This is a genomic window from Arthrobacter sp. Bz4 (assembly GCF_003075455.1).
Lineage (GTDB): Bacteria > Actinomycetota > Actinomycetes > Actinomycetales > Micrococcaceae > Arthrobacter_D.
In genome coordinates this window covers 13,797-37,139 of the sequence record NZ_QDAE01000008.1, presented here as the reverse complement: position 1 = coordinate 37,139, position 23,343 = coordinate 13,797, and the positions used below count along the sequence as shown (strand labels likewise).

Sequence of the window (23,343 nt, the reverse complement as noted above, 5' to 3'; positions counted from 1 at the left end):
TCGCTGGGGAGGGTGCGTTATACTGGTAGACCCGAAGCAATTCGGGGAGAAGTACATTGATAACTACACACGGGGATGACAGGTTTCGACGATGTTAGTCGCGACAGGGGAAGCGGGCCGAGGATTTACAAGGCTATCTCGTTAACGCTCCTTGTTAAAATATAAGTGCCGAACAAAAACGCACTGACTTCGCTCTCGCTGCCTAAGCAGTAAGACCAAGTCCGTCAGCCCGGGAATGCTCTCGTCCCGGATCCTGGCGTCATTTAGAGGGCCACTGCTCCTGAAACTTGTTACAGGTTTCCGGGGGACTCTTATGTAACTGAGCTTGGCAGCAGTCTGTTTGCAGAACTGCTGAAGCTGAGAAAAACCGACGCAAACTGCGCCCGGAGAAGCCCTGACTACACTGCATCGGACGCGGGTTCAATTCCCGCCATCTCCACGAAACAGCCCGACGGCTAAACGTCCCTACCCTTTGGGGGAGGGACGTTTTGTCGTTAACACCGGCAGTCGCGCTGGGTCACCGCCAGCCGGACGTAGACTGACGGTATGAACTGGACGGACGATCCACCACCCTGGCTTCCCCCCCTGCCGCCGCCCAATCGAGGTCGCTTCCTGGTCAACACCGGGCTGATTCTGGTGATCGGATCCTTCATTTTCATTTTCTACATGAGCTTTGTCGGCGGAACCCACACCCTGTACACCCTGATTCCATTGGCAGTGGGATTGATCTGCCTCATTGTTGGAATGGTCCGCCGGAACGAAGGGCGCTAACCCCGTGAGCGAAGCGAAGAAAGAGCCGACACCGAGTGAGCCGGCCTGGTGGACCGGCGCGGTGGTGTACCAGATCTATCCACGCAGCTTTGCCGACTCCGACGGCGACGGCGTCGGCGACCTGCCCGGCATCATCGGTAAACTCGACTATCTGGCTGAGCTCGGCGTGGATGTTCTCTGGCTCTCTCCGGTGTACCAATCCCCGCACCACGACAACGGCTACGACATCAGCGACTACCGGCTCATCGATCCGGTATTCGGGGATCTTGAACAATTCGGGGAACTCCTTGATGGAGTGCACCGCCGCGGGATGAAGCTCGTGATGGACCTGGTGGTCAATCACACCTCCCACGAACACGAGTGGTTCAGGGAATCGTCCTCCTCACTCGATAACCCCAAACGGGACTGGTACTGGTGGCGGGACCCCCGCGACGGCTTCGCCGCTGGGGAGCAAGGGGCCGAACCGTCGAACTGGGGATCGGCGTTCAGCGGTCCCGCCTGGACCCTCCATCCAGAAACCGGGCAGTATTACCTGCACCTGTTCGCACCCCAGCAACCAGACCTGAACTGGGAGAACCCCGAAGTCCGGGCCGCCGTCTACGAAATGATGAACTGGTGGCTCGACCTCGGTGTCGATGGCTTCCGGATGGACGTCATCAACTACATTTCGAAGGATCAGACCCTCCCGGACGGGAGAGTGCCGGCTGGCGGCCTGTGGGGCGACGGTGCTCCGCATTTCATCTCCGGCCCGCGGATCCACGACTACCTCCAGGAAATGCACCGTGAGGTTTTCGCCGGAAGGACCGCTGAGCTGATCACCGTGGGAGAGATGCCCGGCGCAACAATCGAGGAGGCCCGGCTTTTCACTGATCCTGCCCGCCGCGAGCTGGACATGATTTTCCAGTTCGAGCATGTGGGCCTGGATTACGGGCCGGGCGGCAAATGGGATTACCGGGGGCTGAACCTGGGTGACCTGAAGGCCTCCTGGAACCGCTGGCAGACGGGATTGGCGGAGGCCGGGTGGAACAGCCTGTACCTGAACAACCATGACCAGCCGCGGCTGGTGTCACGGTTCGGGGATGACACCAGGTTCAGGTACGAGTCCGCGACCCTGTGGGCGACACTGCTCCATCTGCACAGGGGAACCCCTTACATCTATCAGGGCGAGGAACTTGGCATGACCAATGTGCCGTTCTCCTCAATCGATGATTTCCGGGACCTGGAATCCATCAACTACTTCAACGAGGCGACGGCTGTGCTGGGCTTGGACCCGGAACAAGTGCTGTCCTCGATCCGTGTCATGAGCCGTGACAACGCCAGGACACCAGTGCAGTGGTCGGACGCCACGCATGGAGGCTTCACCACGGGCGAGCCCTGGCTCAGCGTCAACCCGAACTACCCCACCATCAACGCCAAAGCGGACCGGGCTTCGGATCGCTCCATTTTTCGGCATTATCAGCGGCTGATCCGGCTGCGCCATGACAGCGTTGTGGTGAGGCTCGGGCGGTTTAACCTCCTCGAAGGCAACCACCCCACCCTGTACGCGTTCACCCGGACCCACGAGGGTGAAACTCTCACCGTGGTCGCGAACGTATCGGGGGAGAACCTGATCCTGCCGCAGGGCGCTGGCCAGGGAAAACGGCTACTGAGCAACTACCCGGACGGAGGCGCCGATGACACTGGACGGTTGCGGCCGTGGGAGGCTCGGGTACTCCAGACTGCTCGGCCCTAGACGAGTTCGCTAAGCTTCTGGAATGGCCCACTTTCGAGATCCTGGCCCCATCGAGTTCGATGCCGTCATCCAGCGCTCAACCGTAGCTGGGTCGGCATCGTTTGTTCAGTTCCCCCATAGCGTGCCCGAAACGTTCGGTGCGAGCGGGAGGATCCCGGTCAGGGCCGCGTTCGACGGCATCGGTTACCGCGGTTCGCTGGTCACCTACAGTGACGGCCATCTGCTCCTGGTCCGATCGGATGTGCAAACGGAAATCGGCAAAACCACGGGCGATACGGTGAGGGTGTCGCTGACACTCGACACCAGCGAACGGGTCGTTGAACTTGCCGATGATGTGTCGGCAGCCCTCACGGCTGGCGGCGCAGAGGATGCATTTCGAGCCCTCTCCTATTCACGTCAGCGCGAGTATGCGCTGTGGATCGCGTCAGCGAAACGTCAGGCCACCCGTGAGGCGCGGATCAACAGGACACTGCAACGGTTGGCCGAGGGCAGGGCAAACCAGAAGCCGGGTTAGCGTTCGGCGGTCAACGCCGAGCTGTAGAGTTCCAACAGGGACGCCATGCCGCCGGTTTCCATCGCCTGGCGTTGGCGCTCGGCCCCCGTACCGCGTGCCCAGACCGTGTCCAGTCCCGCGGCAACCCACTCGGTATCGCCCTCCGTCTCGATAGCATCCGCCGTGTAGGCTAGCAGCCGGCCCATCTGTTCGCGTGCAGGAATCAAGGTTCCGGTTCCCAGATCGACCAGGTCTGCGGCGAGCCCGTGCCTGGCCGCCTGCCACATGGCGGCGTCGAGCAGCTCCGGGTCGGGATCCAGGAAAGGTAGTCCGGCTTCGGCGTCGCGGACCGCCGTCGACACGAGACCCCTGACCAGGGCAGCCAGCAGCACCGAGTCCTGGGCCTCCAGCTGGGCGTCGCCGGTCCGGACCTCCAGGGTGGGATACGCATCCGACAGGCGGGCCATCCAGGTCAGCACCCCGCGGTCGATGATCACCCCGGTCGCCACCAGTCGTTCGATGCGACGTTCATAGTCGGCCGCGTCGGCGAAGACTGGTGGGCATCCCTGAATCGGCCACCTACGGTAATGGATCACCCGCCAACTGGCGAAGCCGCTGTCCCGGTCCAGCCAATACGGCGAATTGGTGCTGAGGGCGGTGATGACCGGCAGCCATGGCCGGATCCGGTTGAGCGCCTGCACGCCGCTCTCCTTGTCAGGGATTCCCACGTGCACATGAAGCCCGTTGACAAACTGATCCGCCACAATGCCTCGGGCGCTTTCACGCAGCTGGTGGTAGCGCTGGTTATCGGTCAGGGTGGGGTACGCCGATTCAATGCGTGGAGCGGTGGCCGAGCCGGTGGCCCGCACGCCAGCCTTCCGGGCGGCGGCCGAGATCCGGCGGCGGAAGTGCAGCAAGGACTCTTCGGCCTCGGTCAGGGTATGACAGACAGGGGTGGCAGTCTCGATCTGGCAACTGAGGAGTTCACGCTGAACGTCCTCCGCCTCTATCGTGGGCGACTGTTCCAAAAGGGCTTGCACCTCGTTGGCCCGGTACACCGGCAACCCCGAGGCCGGGTCCAGCAGGAGGTACTCTTCTTCGATCCCCAGCGTTGTCATGTGGAACCTTTGGCTAGATGGGTGCGGGTAGATGGGGTGGAACAACTTGTGCTGATAGTGATCATTGCATCCTCGAATTGCTGACGGCTAATGCTGGACCGCCTACCGGGTCCAACTGGCAATCCGATATAGTCGAGGCTACGGCGATGGATCCCGCCGGGGCGCTGCCCGAACCGCCACCATGGCTGATGGTTCCTGCCTTTGACACTCGATAGAGGCAGGTGCGCTGTGTCCAAACCAGATCAGGGTGAGCCGTCCGCGGTCGTCATGGACCGGCCGCCCCACCGGCGCGTGACATTCATTGCCCTGGTGTTCGCCGGAGGTGTGGCGGGTACGCTGTGCCGAGTCTGGCTGAATGGGGTGGTTCCATCCCCGCAGGACCTGCCGCTACCCACCCTGGCAATCAATCTGGGCGGGTCATTCCTGCTGGGCCTGTTACTGGAGGGCCTGCTACGTACCGGTCCGGACCGTGGCGGGTACCTGATGGTGCGGCTTCTGTTGGGAACAGGGTTCCTTGGGGGATTCACCACCTACAGTGCGTTTGCCCTGGAAGCCATCGTCTTGGCCGCAGACGGCGCCAGCGGGTTCGCCGCCGCGTACGTCGCAGTCAGTCTCCTGGGGGGAGTCCTGCTGAGTTTCGCCGGGATTGGCGTGGGTGCAGCGGTTGCCAGAGGTAGACAGGGCCGGCCTGACACCAGGTCGGAGATGGACCTCCCGTGAGTGTACTTTTGATCCTGCTGGTTGGTGTTGCAGGCGGCACCGGTGCGTCGCGCGGTTCATGCTCGACGGCACCATCCGGGCCCGGTTCGCGACGGCGATCCCCTGGAGCACCGTGGCCATCAACATCCTGGGCTCGGGGTTGCTGGGGCTGCTGGGCGGGCTGGCCCTCGGCGAGCAGGTCCCCCTGGCAGCAGAGCTCATCGTGGGCGTCGGATTTCTCGGCGGCTTCACCACGTTCAGCACCGCGAGTGTCGAAACGGCCAGGCTGATCCAGAGCGGCCAGTTGAGGAGTGCCGTCGTCAACGGGCTGGGGACAGCCACGTTGGCGCTCCTTGCCGCTGCGGCTGGCGTCGCCATCGGTGCGCTCCTAGTCGGGGGCTAGCGGACCGCCGCTTCGGGCAGGCGGCATCCGGCATGAACCTGATCAGTCTCAATCCACAGCGAAGTCGTCAGCTCTTCGCCGAAATCGAAAGTCCTTGCGGTGCCCGTATCGCCGACGCTGACCACCAAGGGGCCTCCGAACGGTTTCCGCTGGAGGACCTGCACGGGAGAGTCAAGGGCAATGGATTCAGCGGCGAGGAACCGGAGCAGCTCCGGATTTGCGTCGCTGATCCGGGTGATACGGCCGCGGTGCCCGTCGTCGAGCTCCTCCAGCGCATGGGCGTTCGGCAGGGTGATCTTCCCGTCGGCGGTGGGGATCGGATCCCCGTGCGGGTCTCTCCCGGGATGCCCAAGCTTCCGGTCGAGGCGTTCGATGAACGTGTCGGAGACAGTGTGCTCCAACAGTTCCGCCTCGTCATGAACCTCGTCCCACTGATAGCCCAGTTCGTTCACCAGGAAGGTCTCCAGAAGACGGTGACGGCGTACCATCGTCAACGCCAGATGCAGCCCATCTGCGGTCAGCTCGACTGAGCTGTAGGGCTCATGGCTCACCAGGCCCAGATCCATCAGCTTGCGGACCATTTCCGATGCCGAGGAATTGGCTACCGACAGTCGGGCCGCAAGCTGCGAGGCGGTTATTGGCCGATCCTGCCATTCAGTGAAGGTATAGATGACCTTCACATAGTCCTGAACGCTCGTTGACCCGGCGCTAAGCGCCGAAGCTGTCCGTTGTGCCATCTCAGGTCTCACTTCTCGTGGGGACGCCAGTGGTGTTGATTCTCCGAGTCCGGGTGTGGTTTTCCTGTGAGGAGTAGCGGCGCAACCGACGCCGGCTTGCCGCCTGCCAGAGGACCCCGGTTCGCCGGGCAAAGAGATACACCAGGACGAAGACCAGCGACTGGGACAGCACCACGGCAGCACCGGTCGAGATGTCCAGGTAATAGCTGGCGTAGATGCCGGCGACCGACGCGGCCGCGGTGAGGCTCGAGGCGATAATCAGCATCCGGTCGAAGCTGCGGGTCAGCAGGAAGGCTGTGGCGCCGGGGGTGATGAGCATGGCCACCACCAGGATGATTCCCACCGCCTGCAGGCCGACGACGACGCTCAGCGCCAGGAGACCCAGCAGCAGGGTGGAGAGCGCCCGGGTATTCAGCCCGATCACGTGCGCATGCGTGCGGTCAAAGGCAAAGAGTGTGAGGTCGCGGCGTTTGTACAGGACGATGGCGAGGGTCAGCACGCCAAGGACGACCACCTGCCACAGTTCCCCGTTGGTTACACCCAGCACGTTCCCAAACAGAATATGCATCAGGTCAACCTGGGAGGGAGTACGGGACACAATTGCGAGCCCCAAGGCGAAAAGTCCGGTGAAAACCACCCCAATGACGGTGTCCGACTTGAGCTTGGTGGTCGACTTCACCAGCCCGATCAGCGCAACCGCCCCGGCCCCGAACACGAAGGCGCCGATGGAGAAGGGGATGCCGATGATGTAGGCCAGGGCGACGCCTGGCAGCACCGCGTGGGAAACGGCGTCGCCCATCAGCGACCAGCCCATCAGGATGAGCCAGCAGGACAGCACCGACGCGACGACCGCCGCGCAGACAGTGACGATCAGGGCGCGGGTCAGGAAGCCGTATTGCAGCGGCTCGGTGAGGAAATTGAGGACTTCCATGGCGTGGTCTAACTTTCTTCGGGTGCGGGTGCGGGTGCGGGTCGGGGACGAGAGGCGCCACCTGCCGTGGGTAGCGGCCCGAACGCGAGAGCCAACAACTCATGGGTCAGCACCTCGGAGGGCGGCCCATGCGCGAGGACCCGGTTGTGCAGCAGTACCGCTTCGTCGCAGAGCTCGGGGATCCCGGCGAGGTCGTGGGTGGAGATGAGAGCGGTCCGTCCCTCGTCCCTGAGTTCCTGGAGCAGACTGACCAGCGTGGCTTCGCTGGTCCTGTCCACTCCCGCGAACGGTTCATCGAGGAGCAGTAGCTGCGCGTCCTGGGCGATGCTGCGGGCAACAAAGGCGCGCTTCTTCTGCCCGCCGGACAATTCGCCGATCTGCCGGTTGCGTTGCTGGGTCAGGCCGACCCGCTCCAGTGCGGCGTCGACCGCGTCGCGGTCCGCACGGCTGGCGCGGCGGGACGGCGGCATTCGGCCGTAGCGGCCCATCAGGACGACGTCGCCCACCGAGAGGGGGAAGGTCCAGTCGACGTCCTCGGATTGGGGGACATAGGCCACGAGGTTGCTACGCCGGGCGGTGCGCTGGTCTTTGCCGAAAATCGCAACGGCGCCGGACTGCGGCTGGACCAGCCCCATCAGGCATTTGAACAGGGTTGACTTGCCTGACCCGTTGACGCCGATCAGCCCGCAGATGCGCGCTTTCGCCAGATTGAGGTCGACGTCGCTCAGTGCCCGCACCTCGTTGTAGCTGACGGTGAGGCCGGAGACAGAGATGGCCGCAACCGCCTCGGTTCCCGGCGTGACGGCCTGCGGTGGAACGGATGAGGTCATGGGGCCAGCCCTTCAGTAATTACTTTGATGTCGTACCGGAGGAGGTCGAGGAAGGTGGGAACCGGGCCTTGCGGACCGGACAGCGAGTCGACGTACAGCGGCCCGGCCAGTTCCGCGCCCGTGGCCAACGCAACCTGCTCCTGCGCCGACGGATTGACAGTCGATTCGCAGAAGACGGTCGGGACCTCGTTGGTTTGGACAAAACCGATCACCTCTCTGATCTGCCGCGGTGTGCCCTCAGCGTCAGAGTTGACCGGCCAGATGAATGACTCGTCGAGTCCCGCGTCCCGCGCCAGATAGGAGAAGGCCCCCTCACAGGTGACCAGGGCAGGGGTTGAGGTGTCGGCGAAGGCAGCGCGTAGCTCGTCAAGCATGGACTGCAGTTCGGCCTTGATACGGGATCCGTTGGCTTCAAAATCGTTGGCATGCGGTGGGCTCAGGTCCGTCAGGGCCACCACGATGTTGTCAACGTAGATCTGCGCAGCGGCGGGGGACATCCAGGCATGGGGGTTAGGCAGTCCGTTGTAGGCGCCAGAGCGAATGTCGACCGGCTCGACGCCGTCGGAGAGGACCGCGCGCGGGGCATCCACCGAAAGCAGGAAGCGTTCAAACCAGCGCTCAAGGCCCAGACCGTTGTCGAGAATCAGATCGGCGTCCTGAGCGTTGACCAGGTCCGACGGCGTCGGGTCGTAGCCGTGGATTTCAGCGCCGATTTTGGTGATGGAATCAACCCTGACGTGCCCGCCGCCCACCTGATCTGCCAGATCCGCGAGCACAGTGAAGGTGGTCAGCACCAGCGGGCGGTCATCGTCGTCGGCTGGCCTCGCCTGCACGGCCGGGCTGGCACCGCAGCCGGTGAGTGCCAGTACGAGAAGAAGAACCAACGGAACGAAAAGTTTCGGCATACCTAAATCTAACTCATTGGCATGCCTTAGCAACAGTGTTCCGGTCTTCTTACAAGCGGTCTGCCCGCCAGGAATGGGTGAAGTACGGCAACTCCACCTGAGCATCGGCGGCGAATCCCAGATGTTCGTGGAGGTACCAGTCGAGGTTGGCCTCGACCCTGGCCCGAATCTCTGGACCCGCCCGACGGTAGTAACTTCTGGATTTGGCGAGGTCGACGATATCTGAGGTGCCCAGCGGCTGCGCCCACCGCGCCGATCGCTGTTCAAGCGCCCCGAACTCCCGTCCAATCGCCGGCCGATGATCCGGTTTGTAGACATCTCCGGCATGCATGATCCGGCTAAGCCGGTGCACCCACGGCAAAGAAACATCCAACTGATTCCAGATCAGTCCCAGGCGGCCTCCCGGTGTGAGGATCCGTGCAGCCTCCGTGGTGGCTGCCACCGGATCAACCCAGTGCCAGGCTTGCGCCATGGTTACCAGATTGACCGAGGAAGCTGGCAGGCCGGTGGCCTCGGCGGTCCCGACGACAGCGACCACAGCGGGGAGCTTGGTGCTAAGGACCCCCAGCATGTCCGCCGAGGGGTCGACGGCGGTCACCTTCAGCCCACACCTCACGAGTTCTGCGGTGAAGATTCCGGTGCCCGCGCCGACGTCGGCTGCGGCGGACGCGCCGGTGGGAATCAGCCAGTCAACAATGTCGGTGGGATACCCGGGCCGGACCCGGTCGTACTGCGCACCACCGTCCAGGTAGCCGCCGGCGAGGTGGACTCGCCGGGTGTCGTGCAGACGTGGGCCGCCGCGGGGCATCTGTGCGCTCCTGTTGTCGATGGGTGGGATCCAAGCCTATCCCGCACCGGTCAATCGCCTCCTGGCCCACCAGCTGCTGAGGCTAGTCCCTCGAGCACGGCGCAGCGCCCGCCGTCCCCGGAGTGTGGGGAGCCCACACCGGAAAGGTTCGTGTCTCGGCGGCCGGTACCCAGCGTTCCTCGTCCACTACATAATCTGCGGTGAGACCATCGGCCAGGAGGGACCGGAGGCCGCTCAGCAGCCGCTCGACGTCCGCGAGCTGGGATCCCAGACCCACGCTGGCCCGCAACGAACCCGACGGCAGCCCGAGCCGTTTGAGTAGGGGATGAGCGCAGAACTTGCCATCGCGGAGGCCCACCCCGTGTTCGGCAGACAAATACGCGGCGACAAGTCCGGCGTCGTAACCGGACACCGAAAAGTTCACCACCCCGATGGGGTCGGCACTGTCCGGGAAAAGCTGGTGCACTGTGACCCCCGGTAGCGTTTCGAGTCCGGAAGTCAACGCAGACCGGAGGGCCTGTTCATGGGTCAGCCAGGCATCCTCGTCCAGCGACGCGAGCACCTCGACAGCATGCGCGAGGGCAGCGGCGCCCACCACGTTGGGCGAGCCACCCTCATGGCGGGCCGGTCCGGTGGCCCAGGAGACTGAATCGACTTTGACCCTCCGCACTGCTCCACCGCCGGGCAGGTACGGGGTGCCAGCGTCCAGCCAGTCCGGACGGCCCACGAGCACGCCAGCACCGAACGGCGCGTATAGCTTGTGACCCGAGAATGCCACATAGTCGATACCATCGCGGCTGATGTCGATCCGACGATGGGGTGCGAGCTGGGCGGCATCCACCACGATTCGCGCCCCGTGGGCGTGCGCCAATTCAGCCAACTCGCTGATCGGTAGAAGCTCGCCGGTGACATTGGATGCCCCGGTGACCGCCAGCAGACTGACCCCACCCGTGGATAGCTCGGCGCGGACCCGCTCAAGGGTGTCGGCGAGCGTCACGCCGGCCGTGAGGCTTCGGTGGGGGAGCTGCTGCCAGGGCAACAGGTTGGCATGATGTTCAACATCCAGGTACAACACCTCCCCTGTGGAGGGCACACAGCCGGCCAGTAGGTTCAGCGAGTCGGTGGTGTTGCGGGTAAAGATCACTAAGTCGTCGCTGCGTCCACCCACAAAACGCCGGACTGTTGTCCTGGCATTTTCGTACAGTGAGGTGGAAACCTGGGAGGTGTAGCCGGCGCCGCGGTGGACGCTGGCGTAGAAGGGGATAACCGTATTGACGAAGTCGAGGACCTCGACCAGCGCCGGAGCGGACGCGGCGTAGTCGAGATTGACGTAGCGTACCTCGCTGCCCCCAAGCAGCGGCACCAACAGGTCATCTCCCACCACCTTCGCCAACTGATTCACGGTTGAGGTGGAATGGTGGAACGGCTCGATGGTTGCAATAGTCATGCTGGATCTCCAACGGTGGTGGACCCCGCAGCAGGGTGTCCGCGCTTGCCATCCCAGTCAGGGACGGCCTGGTCGTCACCCGGGGCACCCCGCCGCGAAGAGGAGGGTTGCCGGCCAGCAAACCGGGGTTTAGCGCTGACACTCGTGACCAATAGAAAAAGCCTAGGGCACGGCAGGCGCCCCAGGCTTTTTATTACGGCTTCTTAAAGCAAGTCATCAACATCAGGGTTGAGGATCTGCAGCACGTCATTGTGGAGGGTGCTGTTGGTGGCCAAAGCATTCCCGCCAAACGGTCCGTCGGTGCCTTCCAGCGAGGTGAAGCGCCCGCCGGCCTCGGTGATGATCGGCACCAGGGCCGCCATGTCATACAGGTTCAACTCGGGCTCGCAGGCGATGTCGACTGCGCCCTCCGCAACCAGACAGTAGGACCAGAAGTCGCCGTAGGCCCTGCTGCGCCACACCGAGTCGGTCAGCGTCAGGAATTCCGGCAGGTTCCCGCGTTCCTTCCAGCCCGAGAGGCTGGAATAAGACATCGAGGCATCCTCGAGCCGGGACACGTTGGATACCTTGAGCCGGCTTGCCGCCGCGAGGGACTTGCCCATGTAGGCGCCGGTCCCGGTGGCGGCCCACCAGCGTTTGCCCAGAGCCGGAGCGCTGACCAACCCGACCACCGGTTGCCCCTCGTCAATCAGCGCGATCAGGGTGGCCCAGACCGGGACGCCCCGCACAAAACTCTTGGTGCCGTCGATGGGATCGATGATCCAGCGACGCGAGCCGGCACCACTGCTTCCGAACTCTTCGCCGAGCACCGCGTCACGGGGGCGGGCGCGGGAGAGCTGGCCACGAATCGACTCCTCGGCAGCCTTATCGGCATCGGTTACCGGGGTCAGGTCTGGCTTGGTCTCCACCACCAGGTCCTGGGCCTTGAATCGCGACATGGTCTGGTCGTCTACAGAATCGGCCATGACGTGGGCAAGGCGCAGATCATCGTTATAGCTTTGGCGGTGGTTCATACCTTCAACCTATCGCCTAACCCCGCGATAGTGCGGGATGTGCCCGGCCCCGTGGCACCAGCCCTGCACCAACGGGCCATCACCAGGTCCAGGTTTTCCGGAGTTTGCTCGCTTGCCCACTCGCTTGCCCACTGTATGGCCCGGTTCGGTGGAGAGTTCCGTAGCTGCCCATCGATTACCCGGACACGGTGGGCAGGAGGCACCTTAAACGCCACAGGACACCGGCGGCGGTGAGCCGCTTCGGTGTCCTGTGGGGAGCCGTCCAGTGGGACGGGCTACGTATCTGGGTTATTAGATAACGGTGATGTTCTCGGCCTGCGGTCCCTTGGGGCCCTGCGTGGTCTCGAAGTTGACCTTCTGGTTCTCTTCGAGGGCGCGGAATCCGCTGGAGTTGATTGCTGAGAAGTGGGCGAATACATCCGCGCCGCCGTCATCAGGAGCAATGAATCCAAAGCCCTTTTCAGCGTTGAACCATTTGACTGTACCTGTTGCCATTTTTTTCATATTCCTTGTGTGTGAGAATCCCCCCGTGCTTCGGGGTTCTCGTTGAGGCGAAAATTAGTGCTTAACACCACAACTGCTTTAAGCCTATCAGGTCTACTGTTCGCCGAGCTCTTTAGCTTCTTGCGTATTTCCCTTGGGCTCGGGGACGCTGGAGCCGAGCAGCCGCCGTAGGGAGGCCAGCCGGACTGGGCCCGAAACGCCTGCCCGCCCCTCGCTCACCCACGGGTCCAGGCCGCACTTCACCGCTAGCCGGTCATGGCGGCATCCTCTGGCGCATTCAGCTGTACCTGGTTCAAGGTCGGGGAAGGCCTGAAGAATTCGATCCGGGTCAACATGGGCCAGACCGAACGAGCGGATACCCGGGGTGTCGATAATCCAGGTCCCCGGCAGGGAATCTCCGGCTTTCAAGGCAACCGCCGACGACGACGTGTGCCTTCCCCTGCCTGTCACCGCGTTCACTCCGCCGGTTGCCCGGTTGGATCCGGTGAGCGCGTTGACCATAGTCGATTTACCCACGCCCGAGTGTCCCAGCAGCACGCTGACTTTCCCATCGAGATGGGACCGCAACTGGTTGACGGCGTCACCGAGGAGCCGGGCGGACAGGCCGTCGTCCGAGGTGCTCTCCACTCCTTCATCGGCGGTGGCTGTTCGGCTGATGATGACCGGAAGATCGAGGTGCCGGTAGTTGTCGAGCAACTCGGTGGGGTCTTTCAGGTCTGCCTTGGTGACGCAGAGGATGGGCTGGATGCCGGCGTCGTAGGCTGCCACCAGAGCGCGATCGATGAAACCGGTGCGAGGTTCAGGGTTCGCAGCGGCCACCACGATCACCAGCTGGTCCGCATTGGCGACGACGGCGCGCTCCACCGGATCGGTGTCATCGGCGCTCCGACGCAGCAAAGTCCGGCGCTCCTGAACACGGACCAGCCGTGCCAGTGCGTCCGGGCCGCCCGAAAGGTCGCCCACCAGGGCGACCAGGTCACCGGCAACCACCGGAGTTCGACGGAGTTCTCGGGCCCGGGCCGCGATGACTACCCGCTCGCCGTCGCCGTCCTCATCGACGACCGCGGTGTACCGTCCGCGGTCCACTGTGACAATCCGCCCGGTGACTGCATCGTCATAGGCTGGCCGGTCTTTGGTGCGGGGCCGGGTGCCCTTCTTGTTGGGCCGCACCCTGATATCGGATTCGTCCCAGGACCGAGCCCCGCCGCGGTTTCCTCCGGTTGCCACGTCAGAGACCGGACCCGGCGTCAGCTGGATTTCCGGTAGCGGCGAGGTCAGCCCAGAGCTGGGGGAACTGGGGCATGGTTTTGGCGGTGGTGCCGATGTTCTCGACCTCCACCCCAGGGACGGCCAGGCCGATGATGGCGCCCGCTGTCGCCATCCGATGATCCTCGTAGGTCCTGAACACGCCGCCGTGCAGGGGGGCTGGTTTGATGGACAGCCCATCAGCGGTTTCGGTGACGTCACCGCCAAGCCGGTTGATCTCGGTGGCGAGGGCTTTCAGCCGGTCCGTCTCGTGGCCGCGCAGGTGGGCGATTCCGGTGAGGACTGAGGGGGTATCAGCCAGGGCGCACAGCGCCGCCACGGTCGGCGCAAGTTCGCTGGTGTCTGCGAGGTTGGCGCCGCGGATGGTCGGGCCGCCGGTGACGGTCAATGTTCCCCGGGCGAGGGTGACGTCGCTCCGAGCTGCGTGAGGATCTGACGCCACTGGTCGCCAACCTGTGAAGTGCCGGCGGGCCAATTCGGGATGTGTACGGTGCCGGCTGTTACCAGGGCTGCGGCGAGGAATGGTCCTGCGTTGGAGAGGTCCTGTTCAATCCGTAGGTCAAAGGCGCTGATCCGCCCGGAGGATACTCGCCACTGGTTGGGTACTGAATCGTCGACATCGACGCCGACCCCCCGTAGGACGTCGACGGTCATGGCGATGTGGTCGAGGCTGGGCACGGGTGGGCCGACGTGTTCCAGCTGGAGCCCATCAGTGAAGCGTGCGCCGACCAGGAGGAGCGCCGAGACGAACTGGGAGGAGGCACTGGCGTCGACGACTAGTCTGCCGCCGGGGACGGAGCCCGTACCGGTGAGGGTGAATGGCAACAGCCCGTCGTCGTCGTCATCCACGTCCACCCCGAGCCCGCGGAGTGCGGAGATGACGGCGCCCATGGGGCGTTGGCGGGCGTGAGGATCACCGTCGAAGGAAGTAGTTCCCTGCCGCAGGGCTGCGAGCGGAGGCACAAACCTCATCACGGTGCCGGCAAGGCCGCAGTCGATGGCGGCGTCACCGCCTACTGAGAGGTCTATGGGCGTCACCAGCAGATCGGGACCGAATGCGCCGTCGCCGGCAATTTCGGTCACCTCGGCGCCAAGGGCCCGAAGAGCTTCCACCATCAGGATGGAATCCCGGGAGATCAGTGGGGCCCGTAACCTCGATTGCCCGTCAGCGAGGGCCGCGAGGATCAGGAAACGGTTGGTGAGCGACTTGGAGCCGGGCACCTGAACTGTCGCATTGACGGACGAGGTTGCGTAGGGTGCTGGCCAATGCGACAGTTCCACGGGGGTCATTGACCTGCTAACCCACCAGCTCGGATGCAGTCTTGCGGACCGACTTGTTGGCCTTCTTCAGCTGCTTCTCAGTGTCTTTGGCAATGGTCTTGGCGTTCTTGCGGGTGTCGTTCCCAAGGGCCTTGGCGTTGCGCTTTGCGTCGGACGCGAAGTGCTCGGCACGCCACGCGAGGCCCGGGCGGCCATTGGTGTCCACCGATGCCAACAGAACTGCACCGATCAGCGAGACGTTCTTCAGGAGCTGGTTGCGCCGGTTCTTGCGTGCCTCGGCCGTCGAGGAATCCGCGGACTTGAAATCGACTAGGGTGTTGAGCCCCGCCGTGCCGACCAGCACCAGTGCGGCGACCCGCGAGAAACGTCCGATGCCGAGTAGGGCTGCGGCGCCTACCTGAGCGGCGCCGAGGGCCTGGGCAACGACTTTCTCGTTGGCGGTGACCGATGCCGCCGAGGGTACCGCTTTGTTGAGCCGGTCGAGGGTGGGGCGAAGCTGTGCGCCGGCGGCTTCGGCGTTACGCAGCCGGTCGATCCCGGCCACCACGAACGAACTTGCAAGCATTGGGCGGGCTACTACGCGAACAAGGGTCATGATTGCCTCCTGGCTATTGACTGATCGGGCACTTGAGTCCTAGTTTTGCACTTTTAAATTGGTAAGGCGACACGGGTATCTCTGGCGAGCCCATCCCGGGGTGTCCGGTTGGGGCCGGTTGACATGCAGCAGTGGAATAACCAACCAGCGCCGTCGGTTATGAGCAGTAGACAACCAACCGAACTAATGAGAGGCGGATGATGACGGCGATCGCCGCAACAGTCAGTGAGACGCCCGATTTCCAGCTGACGGTGGCGCCAGTGCGTCCCCCAGGGCGTGGGCGCGTAGACTTTTCCTCAATGAATACAACAGCCGCGGCGGGTAGTGCCCCAGCCGAAGACGATCAACTGGATGTGTCAACGGAATCGGATGCAGATCGGAAGATCCGCTTCGAACGGGACGCCATGCAGTATGTGGATCAGCTATATTCGGCTGCCATGAGGATGGCACGGAACCCGGCCGATGCTGAAGACCTGGTGCAGGAGGCCTACACCAAAGCTTTCTCGGCGTTCCATCAGTACAAACCGGGCACCAATCTGAAGGCCTGGCTATACCGCATTCTCACGAACACCTATATCAACCTGTACCGCAAGCGGCAGCGCGAGCCGTTGCAGTCCCATTCGGACACGATCGAGGATTGGCAGCTCGCCAAAGCGGCGGAACACACCCCCGCCGGCCTCCGGTCGGCCGAGGTAGAGGCACTGGATCATCTTCCTGATTCAGATGTGAAGCAGGCGCTGCAGGCCATTCCGGAGGAATTCCGGCTGGCCGTCTACTTCTCCGATGTGGAGGGGTACGCCTACAAAGAAATTTCCGAGATCATGAACACCCCGATCGGCACCGTAATGTCGCGGCTGCACCGGGGGCGCAAGCTGTTGCGTGAACTGCTCGCCGAATATGCTCACGATCGGGGCCTTGGCGCCGCGAAGGCTGTAGCGGGTAGCGGCACGGCGAAGACACAGGAGGGTGGCAAATGAGCGACTGTCAGAGCCTTGGCGACTGCGCCGATTCCCGAATCGAGCGCCTGTACGACTATCTGGACGGGGCGTTGTCCCACGACGACCTGGTGGAGATCAAGAACCATCTCGAGGATTGCCCCGAGTGTGCCGAGGAGCACGACCTCGAGTGCGTCATTCGCTCGGTGGTCAAGCGATCCTGCACCGAGGTAGCTCCCACTACTCTGAAGACAAGCATCCTGGACCGGATCAGCCAGATCAAGACAGCCGAGCATTAGACCCGGCAAAACTGAGCCCAGCAAAAAGGAGCCCCCGCTGCCGATAATCGGCGCGGGGGCTCCTCTTTGCTATTAGCCCGACTGCTCAGGCGTTGGGGCGCTTACCGTGGTTAGCGCCGCCCTTCTTGCGGTCGCGCTTCTTGCGTGCTCGCTTGCTCATGGCTGCCTCCTTGCTTCTAAAGTATTTGGACTACCATCCAGTCTCCCACACTTCGTCGTCTCAGCCGTCAACCGGGGATCGTCGTTGGCAGGGTCCAGCGGTCCTAGGATGGTAGGACAGTCGAACCGAAGGAGCACCACGTGACCCGCGCCGTATACGTTGACTCATTTTCCACCGAGGACCCATTGGATGGTCTGGTGATTGGCGAGCTGACAGCCAGCGATCCGCCCGAGGGGTACCGCCGGGTCACGGTCAGGGTCTCTGCGTTGAACCACCACGACCTGTGGTCGCTCCGCGGTGTGGGCCTGAGCGCCGACAAACTTCCGATGGTCCTCGGGTGTGATGCGGCGGGAGTTGACGACGACGGCAACGAGGTGCTGGTTCACGGGGTGATTTCCTCACCCGGTTGGGAGGGGGATGAGACCCTTGACCCGCGGCGTTCGCTTCTCTCCGAGAAGCTGCCCGGCGCGATGGCCGACGTCGTTTGGGTCCCGGAACGCAACCTGATTCCCAAGCCTCCCGAGCTGAGCTTTGAGGAGGCCGCCTGCCTGCCCACCTCATGGCTGACCGCCTATCGGATGCTGTTCACCGTCTCACCCGCCGCGCCCGGGTCCACCATCCTGGTGCAGGGGGCGGGGGGAGGGGTTTCCACCTCTGTCATCTCGTTGGCCAGCGCGGCAGGTTTCCGGGTCTGGGTGACCAGCCGGAGTAAGGCCAAGCAGCAGCGCGCGCTGGAACTGGGCGCTGCCGCAGTGTTCGACGACGGCGCGCGCCTGCCTGAGCGGGTTGACGTTGTCTTCGATTCAGTCGGCGAGGCCACCTGGTCCCACTCACTGAAATCGTTGAAGCCCGGCGGTGCGGTGGTAACTTGTGGTGCCACGAGCGGCGCCGCGCCAGGGGCCGACCTCAACCGGGTGTTCTTTCTCCAGCTGAAGGTCCTGGGGTCCACCATGGGGACCCGTGAAGAACTGATCAGGCTCACCCGCTTCCTGGTTGCCACGGGGGTGCGCCCTGAAATCGACGAGGTGTTTCCCCTCGAGCAGGCCGAGAAGGGCTTCAGGAAAATGCTTGAGGGCGAGGTATTCGGGAAGATCGTCTTCACTCACTAGGTCCCAGTACCTGGACACCCGCAGGAGGCCAAAACCATGGACACCTATGATCTGCAGCGTTTTGTGTCCGCCCAGGATGCCGGCGGGGCCTACGATGCCGCACTGAAGGAACTTGCGGACGGCCGAAAAGAATCCCACTGGATGTGGTTCGTCTTCCCGCAGATTGCCGGGTTGGGTCGCAGCGCCACCGCGAGGCGGTACGCCATTTCGTCGCCCGAGGAGGCGAGGGAGTATCTCAGACATCCGGTCCTGGGGCCACGGCTGCTGAACGTCACCGGAATTCTCAGGACCCTGCAGCCCGGGAGTGCGGAGCAGATCTTCGGCACAGTAGACGCGCAGAAGCTCCGCTCTTCGATGACCCTGTTCAGCCTGGCAGACCCCGACGGCGGACTATTCCGTGACGCTCTGGACCAGTATTTCGGTGGCGAACCCGATTCCGCGACGGACCGGGAGTGGGCGCGGCGGAGTCACGGAACGTAGGGCCCCATCAGGAAGTGGCCCTACTCCGGTGCGGGCACGTCGAGCCACTGAAACCAGCCACGATGGAGAACCAGCCAGGCCATCAGACCGTAGCCAGCCTGACCAGGCCCGCCACCATTCGCCGCGAGATCGCTCCGCCACTGCTCATGGGCTTGCAGGGGAGTGAACGTGTCCACGTAGACATGTTTCCGACGCGTGGTGACATCGGCGAAGGCCGCCGAAAGGTCAGCCAGTCTCCGGTTACGCTCGGCATCCAGACCGGGGGGAGGCCCCACCACCAGTACCTTGACGCTCATCTGCGCGGCACCGTCGAGGATGTTGGCGAGGTTGAGCCGGCTGCGCGCCGTTGACAGATCCAGATCGAGGTCCCGATCGGAGAGGCCAATGACGAGCCTGTTCTCGAATCCGTCATCGAAACGGCGTCCGGTTTCCTGCAGCCACCGGTTCGCGAGTGCCTCAGTGCCCTCCTGCGGGGCGGCGAGGGTGAACGCCTGCAGGGAGACGCCGTCGGGGGCTGTCCGGGCGAGGACGCGGCCAAACCAGCCAAGGGCTCGAGGATCGCCCAGGCCTGCGAGCAGTTCGTCACCTACGGCTGCGAGCCGGATTCTGCGTTGTTCCACTGGTTGGTTACCTTTGTCCGCTCATCGTTTTATCACTTGGTTGCGCCACTGCGATCCGGGTTTCGAACCGAGCTCAAAAAAACTGTTGGGTGGGGTGCACGGCACCCCACCCAACATCATACGTAACTACCTATGGGCCGGTTGTTATTGCCGTTCGAATGCCTTCTTCACCAGGATCTCCTGCTCCACTGCGTGGCGTTTGGCCGAGCCGGTGGCAGTCGAAGCCGAGGCTGGACGCGACGCCAGGTGCAATGGCCGGTCAAGGTGTTCCGGCAGGTTCAGACCGATGAACGGCCACGGTCCCTGATTCGCCGGTTCGTCCTGAGCCCATACCAGGTCGGCATTGGGGTACTTGCCGACGGCCGCCTTGATGTCCTCGACCGGGAGGGGTGCGAGCTGTTCCACCCTGATAATCGCGCTCTTCTGGTCTTCGGTCTTCTGGCGCGATGCCAGCAGATCGTAGTACAGGCGACCGGAGACCAGGATGACGTGGTCGACGTCCTTGGCATTGGGTTCCTGCTTGTCCGGGATGACCGGGAGGAAGGTGCCGTTGGTGAAGTCCTCGACAGAGCTGGCCGCCGCCTTCAACCGGAGCAATTGCTTTGGCGTGAAGATGATCAGCGGTTTCCGCGGCCGGGTGTAGGCCTGGCGCCGCAGCAGGTGGAAGTGGGATGCCGCGGACGTGGGGTTGGCCACGACCATGTTGTCTTCGGCGCACATCTGCAGGAAGCGCTCAATGCGGGCCGACGAGTGGTCGGGCCCCTGCCCTTCATAACCGTGCGGCAGCATTAGCACCAGTGAGGAGCGTTGACCCCACTTCTGTTCTGCCGAACTGATGAACTCGTCAATGATGGTCTGGGCGCCGTTGACGAAGTCGCCGAACTGGGCCTCCCAGAGCACCAGGGCATCAGGGCGTTCCACCGAGTAGCCGTACTCGAACCCCATGGCAGCATATTCCGACAATAGCGAGTCGTAGATCCAGAACTTCGCCTGGGCGTCGCTGAGGTCGTCGAGCGGCAACCATTCCTCGCCGGTCGCCCGGTCGTGGAAGACCGCGTGGCGCTGCACGAAGGTTCCACGGCGTGAGTCCTGGCCTGCCAGCCGGACTGGGACACCTTCCATGAGGAGCGAGCCGAACGCTGCCAGTTCGCCGAAGCCCCAGTCGATGCCGCCCTCGCGGGACATCTGCTCGCGCTTGTCGAGCAGCGCCTTCAGCTTCGGGTGAACGGTGAAGTTCTCGGGGACTGCGGTGTGAACCTTGCCGATGTGGGCGAGGGTTTCCGGGGTGATCGCTGTGCTGGCAGGTACGCCGACCCCCGTGTCGGACTGCTGCGACAGGGGGCGTTCGATGTCCGATACTGCTGCGGCGTCCTTGGTGACGATCGGGATAGGGGAGGTCTGGGCAGCATGCGTTTCAGCGAAGACCCGCTCCAGGCGCTCCTGGTAATCCCGCAGTGCCTGCTCCGCCTCGTCCTGGCTGATATCGCCGCGACCGATCAGCGCCTCGGTGTACAGCTTGCGCACCGAACGCTTCGCTTCGATGAGGTTGTACATCATGGGCTGGGTCATCGACGGATCGTCGCCCTCATTGTGACCACGACGGCGGTAGCACACCATGTCGATCACAACGTCCTTGTTGAACTTCTGCCGGAACTGGTAAGCAAGCTGGCCTACCCGAACCACTGCCTCAGGGTCGTCTCCGTTGACGTGGAAGATCGGGGCCTGGACCATCTTCGCGACGTCGGTGGAGTACACCGAGGACCGTGACGAAGTGGGGGAGGTGGTGAAACCAACCTGGTTGTTCACGATGATGTGGATGGTGCCGCCGGTGCGGTAGCCACGAAGCTGTGACAGGTTCAGGGTCTCGGCAACAACACCCTGGCCCGCGAAAGCCGCGTCGCCGTGGATCTGGATCGGGAGGACCGGGAACGCATCGCCCAGGTCGAGGCGGTCCTGCTTTGCCCGGACAATCCCCTCCAGCACGGAATCGACTGCCTCAAGGTGGGACGGGTTCGCGGCCAGATAGATCTTGGTCTCATTGCCGCTGTCCGAGGTGAAGGTGCCCTCTGTGCCGAGGTGGTACTTCACATCGCCCGATCCCTGCACCGAGCGGGGATCCTGGGTGCCTTCGAATTCGCGGAAGACCTGACCGTAGGTTTTTCCGGCAATGTTCGTCAGCACGTTCAACCGGCCGCGGTGGGCCATACCGATCGCTACCTCGTCGAGGCCGTCGTCGGCTGCGTTGGAGATGATCGAATCGAGCAGCGGAATCAGCGACTCGCCGCCCTCAAGGGAGAAACGCTTCTGACCGACGAACTTGGTCTGGAGGAAGGTCTCGAACGCTTCAGCAGCGTTGAGCTGGTGCAGCACCCGCATCTGTTCTTCGCGGCTGGGCTTGGAGTATGAGTGCTCCAGCTCATCCTGGAACCATTGACGCTCCTCGGGATCCTGGATGTGCATGTACTCGATGCCGGTCGTGCGGCAGTAGGCGTCACGCAGCACACCGAGGATGGTGCGGAACTTGAGCATCGGCTTGCCACCGAACCCGCCGGTGGGCCATTCACGGTCCAGATCCCACAGGGTCAACCCGTGGGTCCGTACATCGAGGTCGGCGTGCTTGCGCTGCACGTACTCCAGCGGGTTGGTGTCGGCCATCAGATGGCCGCGCACCCGGTACGCGTGGATCAGCTGCTGGATGCGGGCAACCTTGTTGATCTCATCCATCGGATCAACCTGGATGTCGGCGCTCCACCGCACCGGCTCGTAGGGAATCCGCAGGGCTTCGAAGATTTCGTCGTAGAAGTTCTGCTCACCGAGCAGCAACTGGTGGATGATCCGCAGGAACTCGCCGCTACCGGCACCCTGAATGACACGGTGGTCGTAGGTTGAGGTCAGGGTGATGGTCTTGCTGATCGCGTGCTGAGCGAGTGTCTTTTCGCTGGAGCCCTGGAACTCGGCCGGGTATTCGAGGGCGCCGGCACCAATGATGCAGGCTTGGCCCTTGGAGAGGCGCGGCACCGAGTGGACGGTACCGATCCCGCCCGGGTTGGTCAGCGAAACCGTTGTCCCTGCGTAGTCGTCGGCGCCGAGCTTTCCGCCGCGGGCCTTCTTGACCAGCTCCTCGTAGGCGTGCCAGAAGTCCGAGAAGTTCATTGTCTCGGCCTTTTTGATGTTGGGCACCACCAGCAGGCGGGTCCCGTCAGGCTTCGGCATGTCGATGGCCAGGCCGAAGTTTACGTGCGCCGGCTGCACCGCTGCGGGCTTGCCGTCGACGACGTCGTAGTACACGTTCTGGGACGGGAACTGGGCCAGCGCCCGGATGATGGCGTACCCGATGATGTGGGTGAATGACACCTTGCCGCCGCGGGCCCGGGCCAGGTGGTTGTTGATGACCACCCGGTTGTCGATCAGGAGCTTGGCGGGAATGGCACGAACACTCGTGGCGGTGGGAACGGTCAGGCTGGCGTCCATATTCGTGGCAATGGCCTTGGCCGGGCCGCGCAGCACCTTGACGGTGTCCTCGTCCATCTCTGTGGTCCGGTCCGACTTGGGCAGCTGGGCGGGAATCGGCGTCGTCGAGGGCTTCTCGGCCTTGGCGTTGTCGGACTGCCTGGACACGGGCTTCTCGGCTCTTTCCTGGGCTGCCTTTTCGATCGCCCGATCAGCGTTGTCTTCGGCTCTGACCTCGGCCTTAGAATGGGTCTCTTTGGGAACCGGCGGTTTTGCCGACTCCTCGAAGCTGGCCGGAGACTCGCCAGACGACTTGGGGGAGTTGGATTCGGCGTTCACCACGGGCAACTCGCGGGTGGCGGGGTTGTGGCCTAGATCGCCACTGCTGTTAGCGACACTGCCGTTATTGACACTGCTGTTATCGACACTGCTGGTGTTGGCGCTGGCTGTCGCGGCGCGGGGGGCGGTGTGGCGGCCGTTCTCGGACTTTGAGTCGTCGGCCGCGAAGGAATCGAACAGGGTCCACCACTTCTTGTCCACCGAGTTCCGGTCCTGCTGGAACTTTTCGTATAACTCGTCGACAAGCCACTCGTTTCCGCCGAATTCTTCAGGTAAACGGTGGTTGGGTTGTTCTGGCACTAGTAATACGCCTCTTCCGTAAGTTGCCCTGAGCCCGGTTCAGTCGCCTGCAGCGTGTTTTATTGCGAGATAAAACTGTATACAGACCCGTTGCCAGTCTAATGACAGTCCGAGGTAA

The 23,343-nt window shown here is 63.3% G+C and carries 22 protein-coding genes, 1 other RNA gene, 1 pseudogene and 2 riboswitches; of the genes and pseudogenes, 10 read left to right on the top strand and 14 right to left on the bottom strand.

Features of this window, described 5'->3' with window-relative positions:
- Positions 1-71 precede the first annotated feature (71 nt).
- The 4 genes from ssrA (at position 72) to DDA93_RS08360 (ending at position 3,017) form a co-directional block, all read left to right on the top strand.
- Positions 72-442, top strand: a transfer-messenger RNA (tmRNA) gene (gene ssrA, locus DDA93_RS08375).
- 104 nt (positions 443-546) lie between these two features.
- Positions 547-771 carry a hypothetical protein gene (locus DDA93_RS08370; protein ID WP_019483086.1) on the top strand — a complete coding sequence of 75 codons (225 nt, stop codon included), beginning with the start codon at positions 547-549 and terminating at the stop codon, positions 769-771.
- 4 nt (positions 772-775) lie between these two features.
- Positions 776-2,503: an alpha-glucosidase gene (locus DDA93_RS08365; RefSeq protein ID WP_024476763.1), complete on the top strand. Its 1,728-nt coding sequence runs from the start codon at positions 776-778 to the stop codon at positions 2,501-2,503.
- Positions 2,504-2,525: 22 nt separating this feature from the next.
- The gene (locus DDA93_RS08360; protein ID WP_019483088.1) at positions 2,526-3,017 is read left to right on the top strand and encodes a YdeI/OmpD-associated family protein; all 492 of its coding nucleotides are present in this window, start codon (positions 2,526-2,528) and stop codon (positions 3,015-3,017) included.
- Here the strand turns inward: DDA93_RS08360 and DDA93_RS08355 are convergent.
- Positions 3,014-4,114, bottom strand: coding sequence for a glutamate--cysteine ligase (locus DDA93_RS08355; RefSeq protein ID WP_024476762.1), 1,101 nt, complete (start codon positions 4,112-4,114; stop codon positions 3,014-3,016). The genes DDA93_RS08360 and DDA93_RS08355 overlap by 4 nt on opposite strands.
- 133 nt (positions 4,115-4,247) lie before the next feature.
- Positions 4,248-4,319: riboswitch (Fluoride riboswitch) on the top strand.
- Between the two features lie 23 nt (positions 4,320-4,342).
- Here DDA93_RS08355 and DDA93_RS08350 point away from each other — a divergent pair.
- On the top strand, positions 4,343-4,834 hold the full coding sequence (locus DDA93_RS08350; protein ID WP_237742136.1) for a CrcB family protein: 492 nt from the start codon (positions 4,343-4,345) through the stop codon (positions 4,832-4,834).
- Positions 4,835-4,892: 58 nt separating this feature from the next.
- Positions 4,893-5,216, top strand: a complete 324-nt coding sequence (locus DDA93_RS08345) for a CrcB family protein (protein WP_165802598.1) — start codon at positions 4,893-4,895, stop codon at positions 5,214-5,216.
- Here the strand turns inward: DDA93_RS08345 and DDA93_RS08340 are convergent.
- The 11 genes and pseudogenes from DDA93_RS08340 to DDA93_RS08290 form a co-directional block, all read right to left on the bottom strand.
- Positions 5,213-5,953: a metal-dependent transcriptional regulator gene (locus tag DDA93_RS08340; RefSeq protein ID WP_024476759.1), complete on the bottom strand. Its 741-nt coding sequence runs from the start codon at positions 5,951-5,953 to the stop codon at positions 5,213-5,215. The two genes, DDA93_RS08345 and DDA93_RS08340, sit on opposite strands and share 4 nt — an antisense overlap.
- Position 5,954: 1 nt before the next feature.
- On the bottom strand, positions 5,955-6,884 hold the full coding sequence (locus tag DDA93_RS08335) for a metal ABC transporter permease (RefSeq protein ID WP_024476758.1): 930 nt from the start codon (positions 6,882-6,884) through the stop codon (positions 5,955-5,957).
- 8 nt (positions 6,885-6,892) lie between these two features.
- A complete protein-coding gene (locus tag DDA93_RS08330; protein WP_024476757.1) occupies positions 6,893-7,714 on the bottom strand; it encodes a metal ABC transporter ATP-binding protein in 822 nt (273 codons plus the stop codon).
- Positions 7,711-8,619: a zinc ABC transporter substrate-binding protein gene (locus DDA93_RS08325; protein ID WP_024476756.1), complete on the bottom strand. Its 909-nt coding sequence runs from the start codon at positions 8,617-8,619 to the stop codon at positions 7,711-7,713. The genes DDA93_RS08330 and DDA93_RS08325 overlap by 4 nt, the downstream gene beginning before the upstream one ends.
- 49 nt (positions 8,620-8,668) lie before the next feature.
- Positions 8,669-9,427 carry a class I SAM-dependent methyltransferase gene (locus DDA93_RS08320; protein WP_116778494.1) on the bottom strand — a complete coding sequence of 253 codons (759 nt, stop codon included), beginning with the start codon at positions 9,425-9,427 and terminating at the stop codon, positions 8,669-8,671.
- An 82-nt stretch (positions 9,428-9,509) separates the two neighbouring features.
- Complete coding sequence (locus tag DDA93_RS08315) at positions 9,510-10,874, bottom strand: aminotransferase class V-fold PLP-dependent enzyme (RefSeq protein WP_116778493.1); 1,365 nt, start codon at positions 10,872-10,874, stop codon at positions 9,510-9,512.
- A 36-nt stretch (positions 10,875-10,910) separates the two neighbouring features.
- Positions 10,911-11,024, bottom strand: a riboswitch (SAM riboswitch).
- A gap of 53 nt (positions 11,025-11,077) precedes the next feature.
- The gene (gene hisN / locus DDA93_RS08310; RefSeq protein WP_019483098.1) at positions 11,078-11,887 is read right to left on the bottom strand and encodes a histidinol-phosphatase; all 810 of its coding nucleotides are present in this window, start codon (positions 11,885-11,887) and stop codon (positions 11,078-11,080) included.
- A 291-nt stretch (positions 11,888-12,178) separates the two neighbouring features.
- The gene (locus DDA93_RS08305; protein WP_019483099.1) at positions 12,179-12,382 is read right to left on the bottom strand and encodes a cold-shock protein; all 204 of its coding nucleotides are present in this window, start codon (positions 12,380-12,382) and stop codon (positions 12,179-12,181) included.
- A gap of 102 nt (positions 12,383-12,484) precedes the next feature.
- Positions 12,485-13,618, bottom strand: a complete 1,134-nt coding sequence (rsgA, locus tag DDA93_RS08300) for a ribosome small subunit-dependent GTPase A (protein ID WP_116778492.1) — start codon at positions 13,616-13,618, stop codon at positions 12,485-12,487.
- Position 13,619: 1 nt separating this feature from the next.
- Positions 13,620-14,947: pseudogene (aroA, locus tag DDA93_RS08295) on the bottom strand (3-phosphoshikimate 1-carboxyvinyltransferase).
- 7 nt (positions 14,948-14,954) lie between these two features.
- Complete coding sequence (locus tag DDA93_RS08290) at positions 14,955-15,533, bottom strand: DoxX family membrane protein (RefSeq protein WP_019483102.1); 579 nt, start codon at positions 15,531-15,533, stop codon at positions 14,955-14,957.
- Between the two features lie 197 nt (positions 15,534-15,730).
- Here DDA93_RS08290 and DDA93_RS08285 point away from each other — a divergent pair, with 197 nt between their 5' ends.
- The 4 genes from DDA93_RS08285 to DDA93_RS08265 all read left to right on the top strand — a co-directional run bounded on the left by DDA93_RS08285 (position 15,731) and on the right by DDA93_RS08265 (position 18,516).
- Entirely contained in the window at positions 15,731-16,510 is a 780-nt protein-coding gene (locus DDA93_RS08285; protein ID WP_116778491.1) for a sigma-70 family RNA polymerase sigma factor, read from the top strand.
- Positions 16,507-16,767, top strand: a complete 261-nt coding sequence (rsrA, locus tag DDA93_RS08280) for a mycothiol system anti-sigma-R factor (protein ID WP_019483104.1) — start codon at positions 16,507-16,509, stop codon at positions 16,765-16,767. The genes DDA93_RS08285 and rsrA overlap by 4 nt, the downstream gene beginning before the upstream one ends.
- Positions 16,768-17,067: 300 nt before the next feature.
- Positions 17,068-18,036, top strand: coding sequence for a zinc-binding dehydrogenase (locus tag DDA93_RS08270; RefSeq protein WP_116778490.1), 969 nt, complete (start codon positions 17,068-17,070; stop codon positions 18,034-18,036).
- Between the two features lie 36 nt (positions 18,037-18,072).
- Positions 18,073-18,516, top strand: a complete 444-nt coding sequence (locus tag DDA93_RS08265) for a DUF1810 domain-containing protein (protein WP_024475933.1) — start codon at positions 18,073-18,075, stop codon at positions 18,514-18,516.
- 20 nt (positions 18,517-18,536) lie between these two features.
- On the opposite strand, the gene DDA93_RS08260 is transcribed toward DDA93_RS08265, so the two are convergent.
- Together DDA93_RS08260 and DDA93_RS08255 are read right to left on the bottom strand one after the other, a co-directional pair.
- Complete coding sequence (locus tag DDA93_RS08260; RefSeq protein WP_019483108.1) at positions 18,537-19,136, bottom strand: GDSL-type esterase/lipase family protein; 600 nt, start codon at positions 19,134-19,136, stop codon at positions 18,537-18,539.
- Positions 19,137-19,280: 144 nt separating this feature from the next.
- Complete coding sequence (locus DDA93_RS08255) at positions 19,281-23,225, bottom strand: multifunctional oxoglutarate decarboxylase/oxoglutarate dehydrogenase thiamine pyrophosphate-binding subunit/dihydrolipoyllysine-residue succinyltransferase subunit (protein ID WP_116778489.1); 3,945 nt, start codon at positions 23,223-23,225, stop codon at positions 19,281-19,283.
- Between the last annotated feature and the right edge of the window lie 118 nt (positions 23,226-23,343).

What these genes read in the sequence shown, in the direction of transcription:
- DDA93_RS08370 (WP_019483086.1), top strand. Translation starts at nt 547, where the DNA reads ATGAACTGGACGGACGATCCACCACCCTGGCTTCCCCCCCTGCCGCCG.
- DDA93_RS08360 (WP_019483088.1), top strand. Translation starts at nt 2,526, where the DNA reads ATGGCCCACTTTCGAGATCCTGGCCCCATCGAGTTCGATGCCGTCATC.
- DDA93_RS08355 (WP_024476762.1), bottom strand. Translation starts at nt 4,114, where the DNA reads ATGACAACGCTGGGGATCGAAGAAGAGTACCTCCTGCTGGACCCGGCC.
- DDA93_RS08345 (WP_165802598.1), top strand. Translation starts at nt 4,893, where the DNA reads ATGCTCGACGGCACCATCCGGGCCCGGTTCGCGACGGCGATCCCCTGG.
- DDA93_RS08340 (WP_024476759.1), bottom strand. Translation starts at nt 5,953, where the DNA reads ATGGCACAACGGACAGCTTCGGCGCTTAGCGCCGGGTCAACGAGCGTT.
- DDA93_RS08335 (WP_024476758.1), bottom strand. Translation starts at nt 6,884, where the DNA reads ATGGAAGTCCTCAATTTCCTCACCGAGCCGCTGCAATACGGCTTCCTG.
- DDA93_RS08330 (WP_024476757.1), bottom strand. Translation starts at nt 7,714, where the DNA reads ATGACCTCATCCGTTCCACCGCAGGCCGTCACGCCGGGAACCGAGGCG.
- DDA93_RS08325 (WP_024476756.1), bottom strand. Translation starts at nt 8,619, where the DNA reads ATGCCGAAACTTTTCGTTCCGTTGGTTCTTCTTCTCGTACTGGCACTC.
- DDA93_RS08320 (WP_116778494.1), bottom strand. Translation starts at nt 9,427, where the DNA reads ATGCCCCGCGGCGGCCCACGTCTGCACGACACCCGGCGAGTCCACCTC.
- DDA93_RS08315 (WP_116778493.1), bottom strand. Translation starts at nt 10,874, where the DNA reads ATGACTATTGCAACCATCGAGCCGTTCCACCATTCCACCTCAACCGTG.
- hisN (WP_019483098.1), bottom strand. Translation starts at nt 11,887, where the DNA reads ATGAACCACCGCCAAAGCTATAACGATGATCTGCGCCTTGCCCACGTC.
- DDA93_RS08305 (WP_019483099.1), bottom strand. Translation starts at nt 12,382, where the DNA reads ATGGCAACAGGTACAGTCAAATGGTTCAACGCTGAAAAGGGCTTTGGA.
- DDA93_RS08290 (WP_019483102.1), bottom strand. Translation starts at nt 15,533, where the DNA reads ATGACCCTTGTTCGCGTAGTAGCCCGCCCAATGCTTGCAAGTTCGTTC.
- DDA93_RS08285 (WP_116778491.1), top strand. Translation starts at nt 15,731, where the DNA reads ATGATGACGGCGATCGCCGCAACAGTCAGTGAGACGCCCGATTTCCAG.
- rsrA (WP_019483104.1), top strand. Translation starts at nt 16,507, where the DNA reads ATGAGCGACTGTCAGAGCCTTGGCGACTGCGCCGATTCCCGAATCGAG.
- DDA93_RS08265 (WP_024475933.1), top strand. Translation starts at nt 18,073, where the DNA reads ATGGACACCTATGATCTGCAGCGTTTTGTGTCCGCCCAGGATGCCGGC.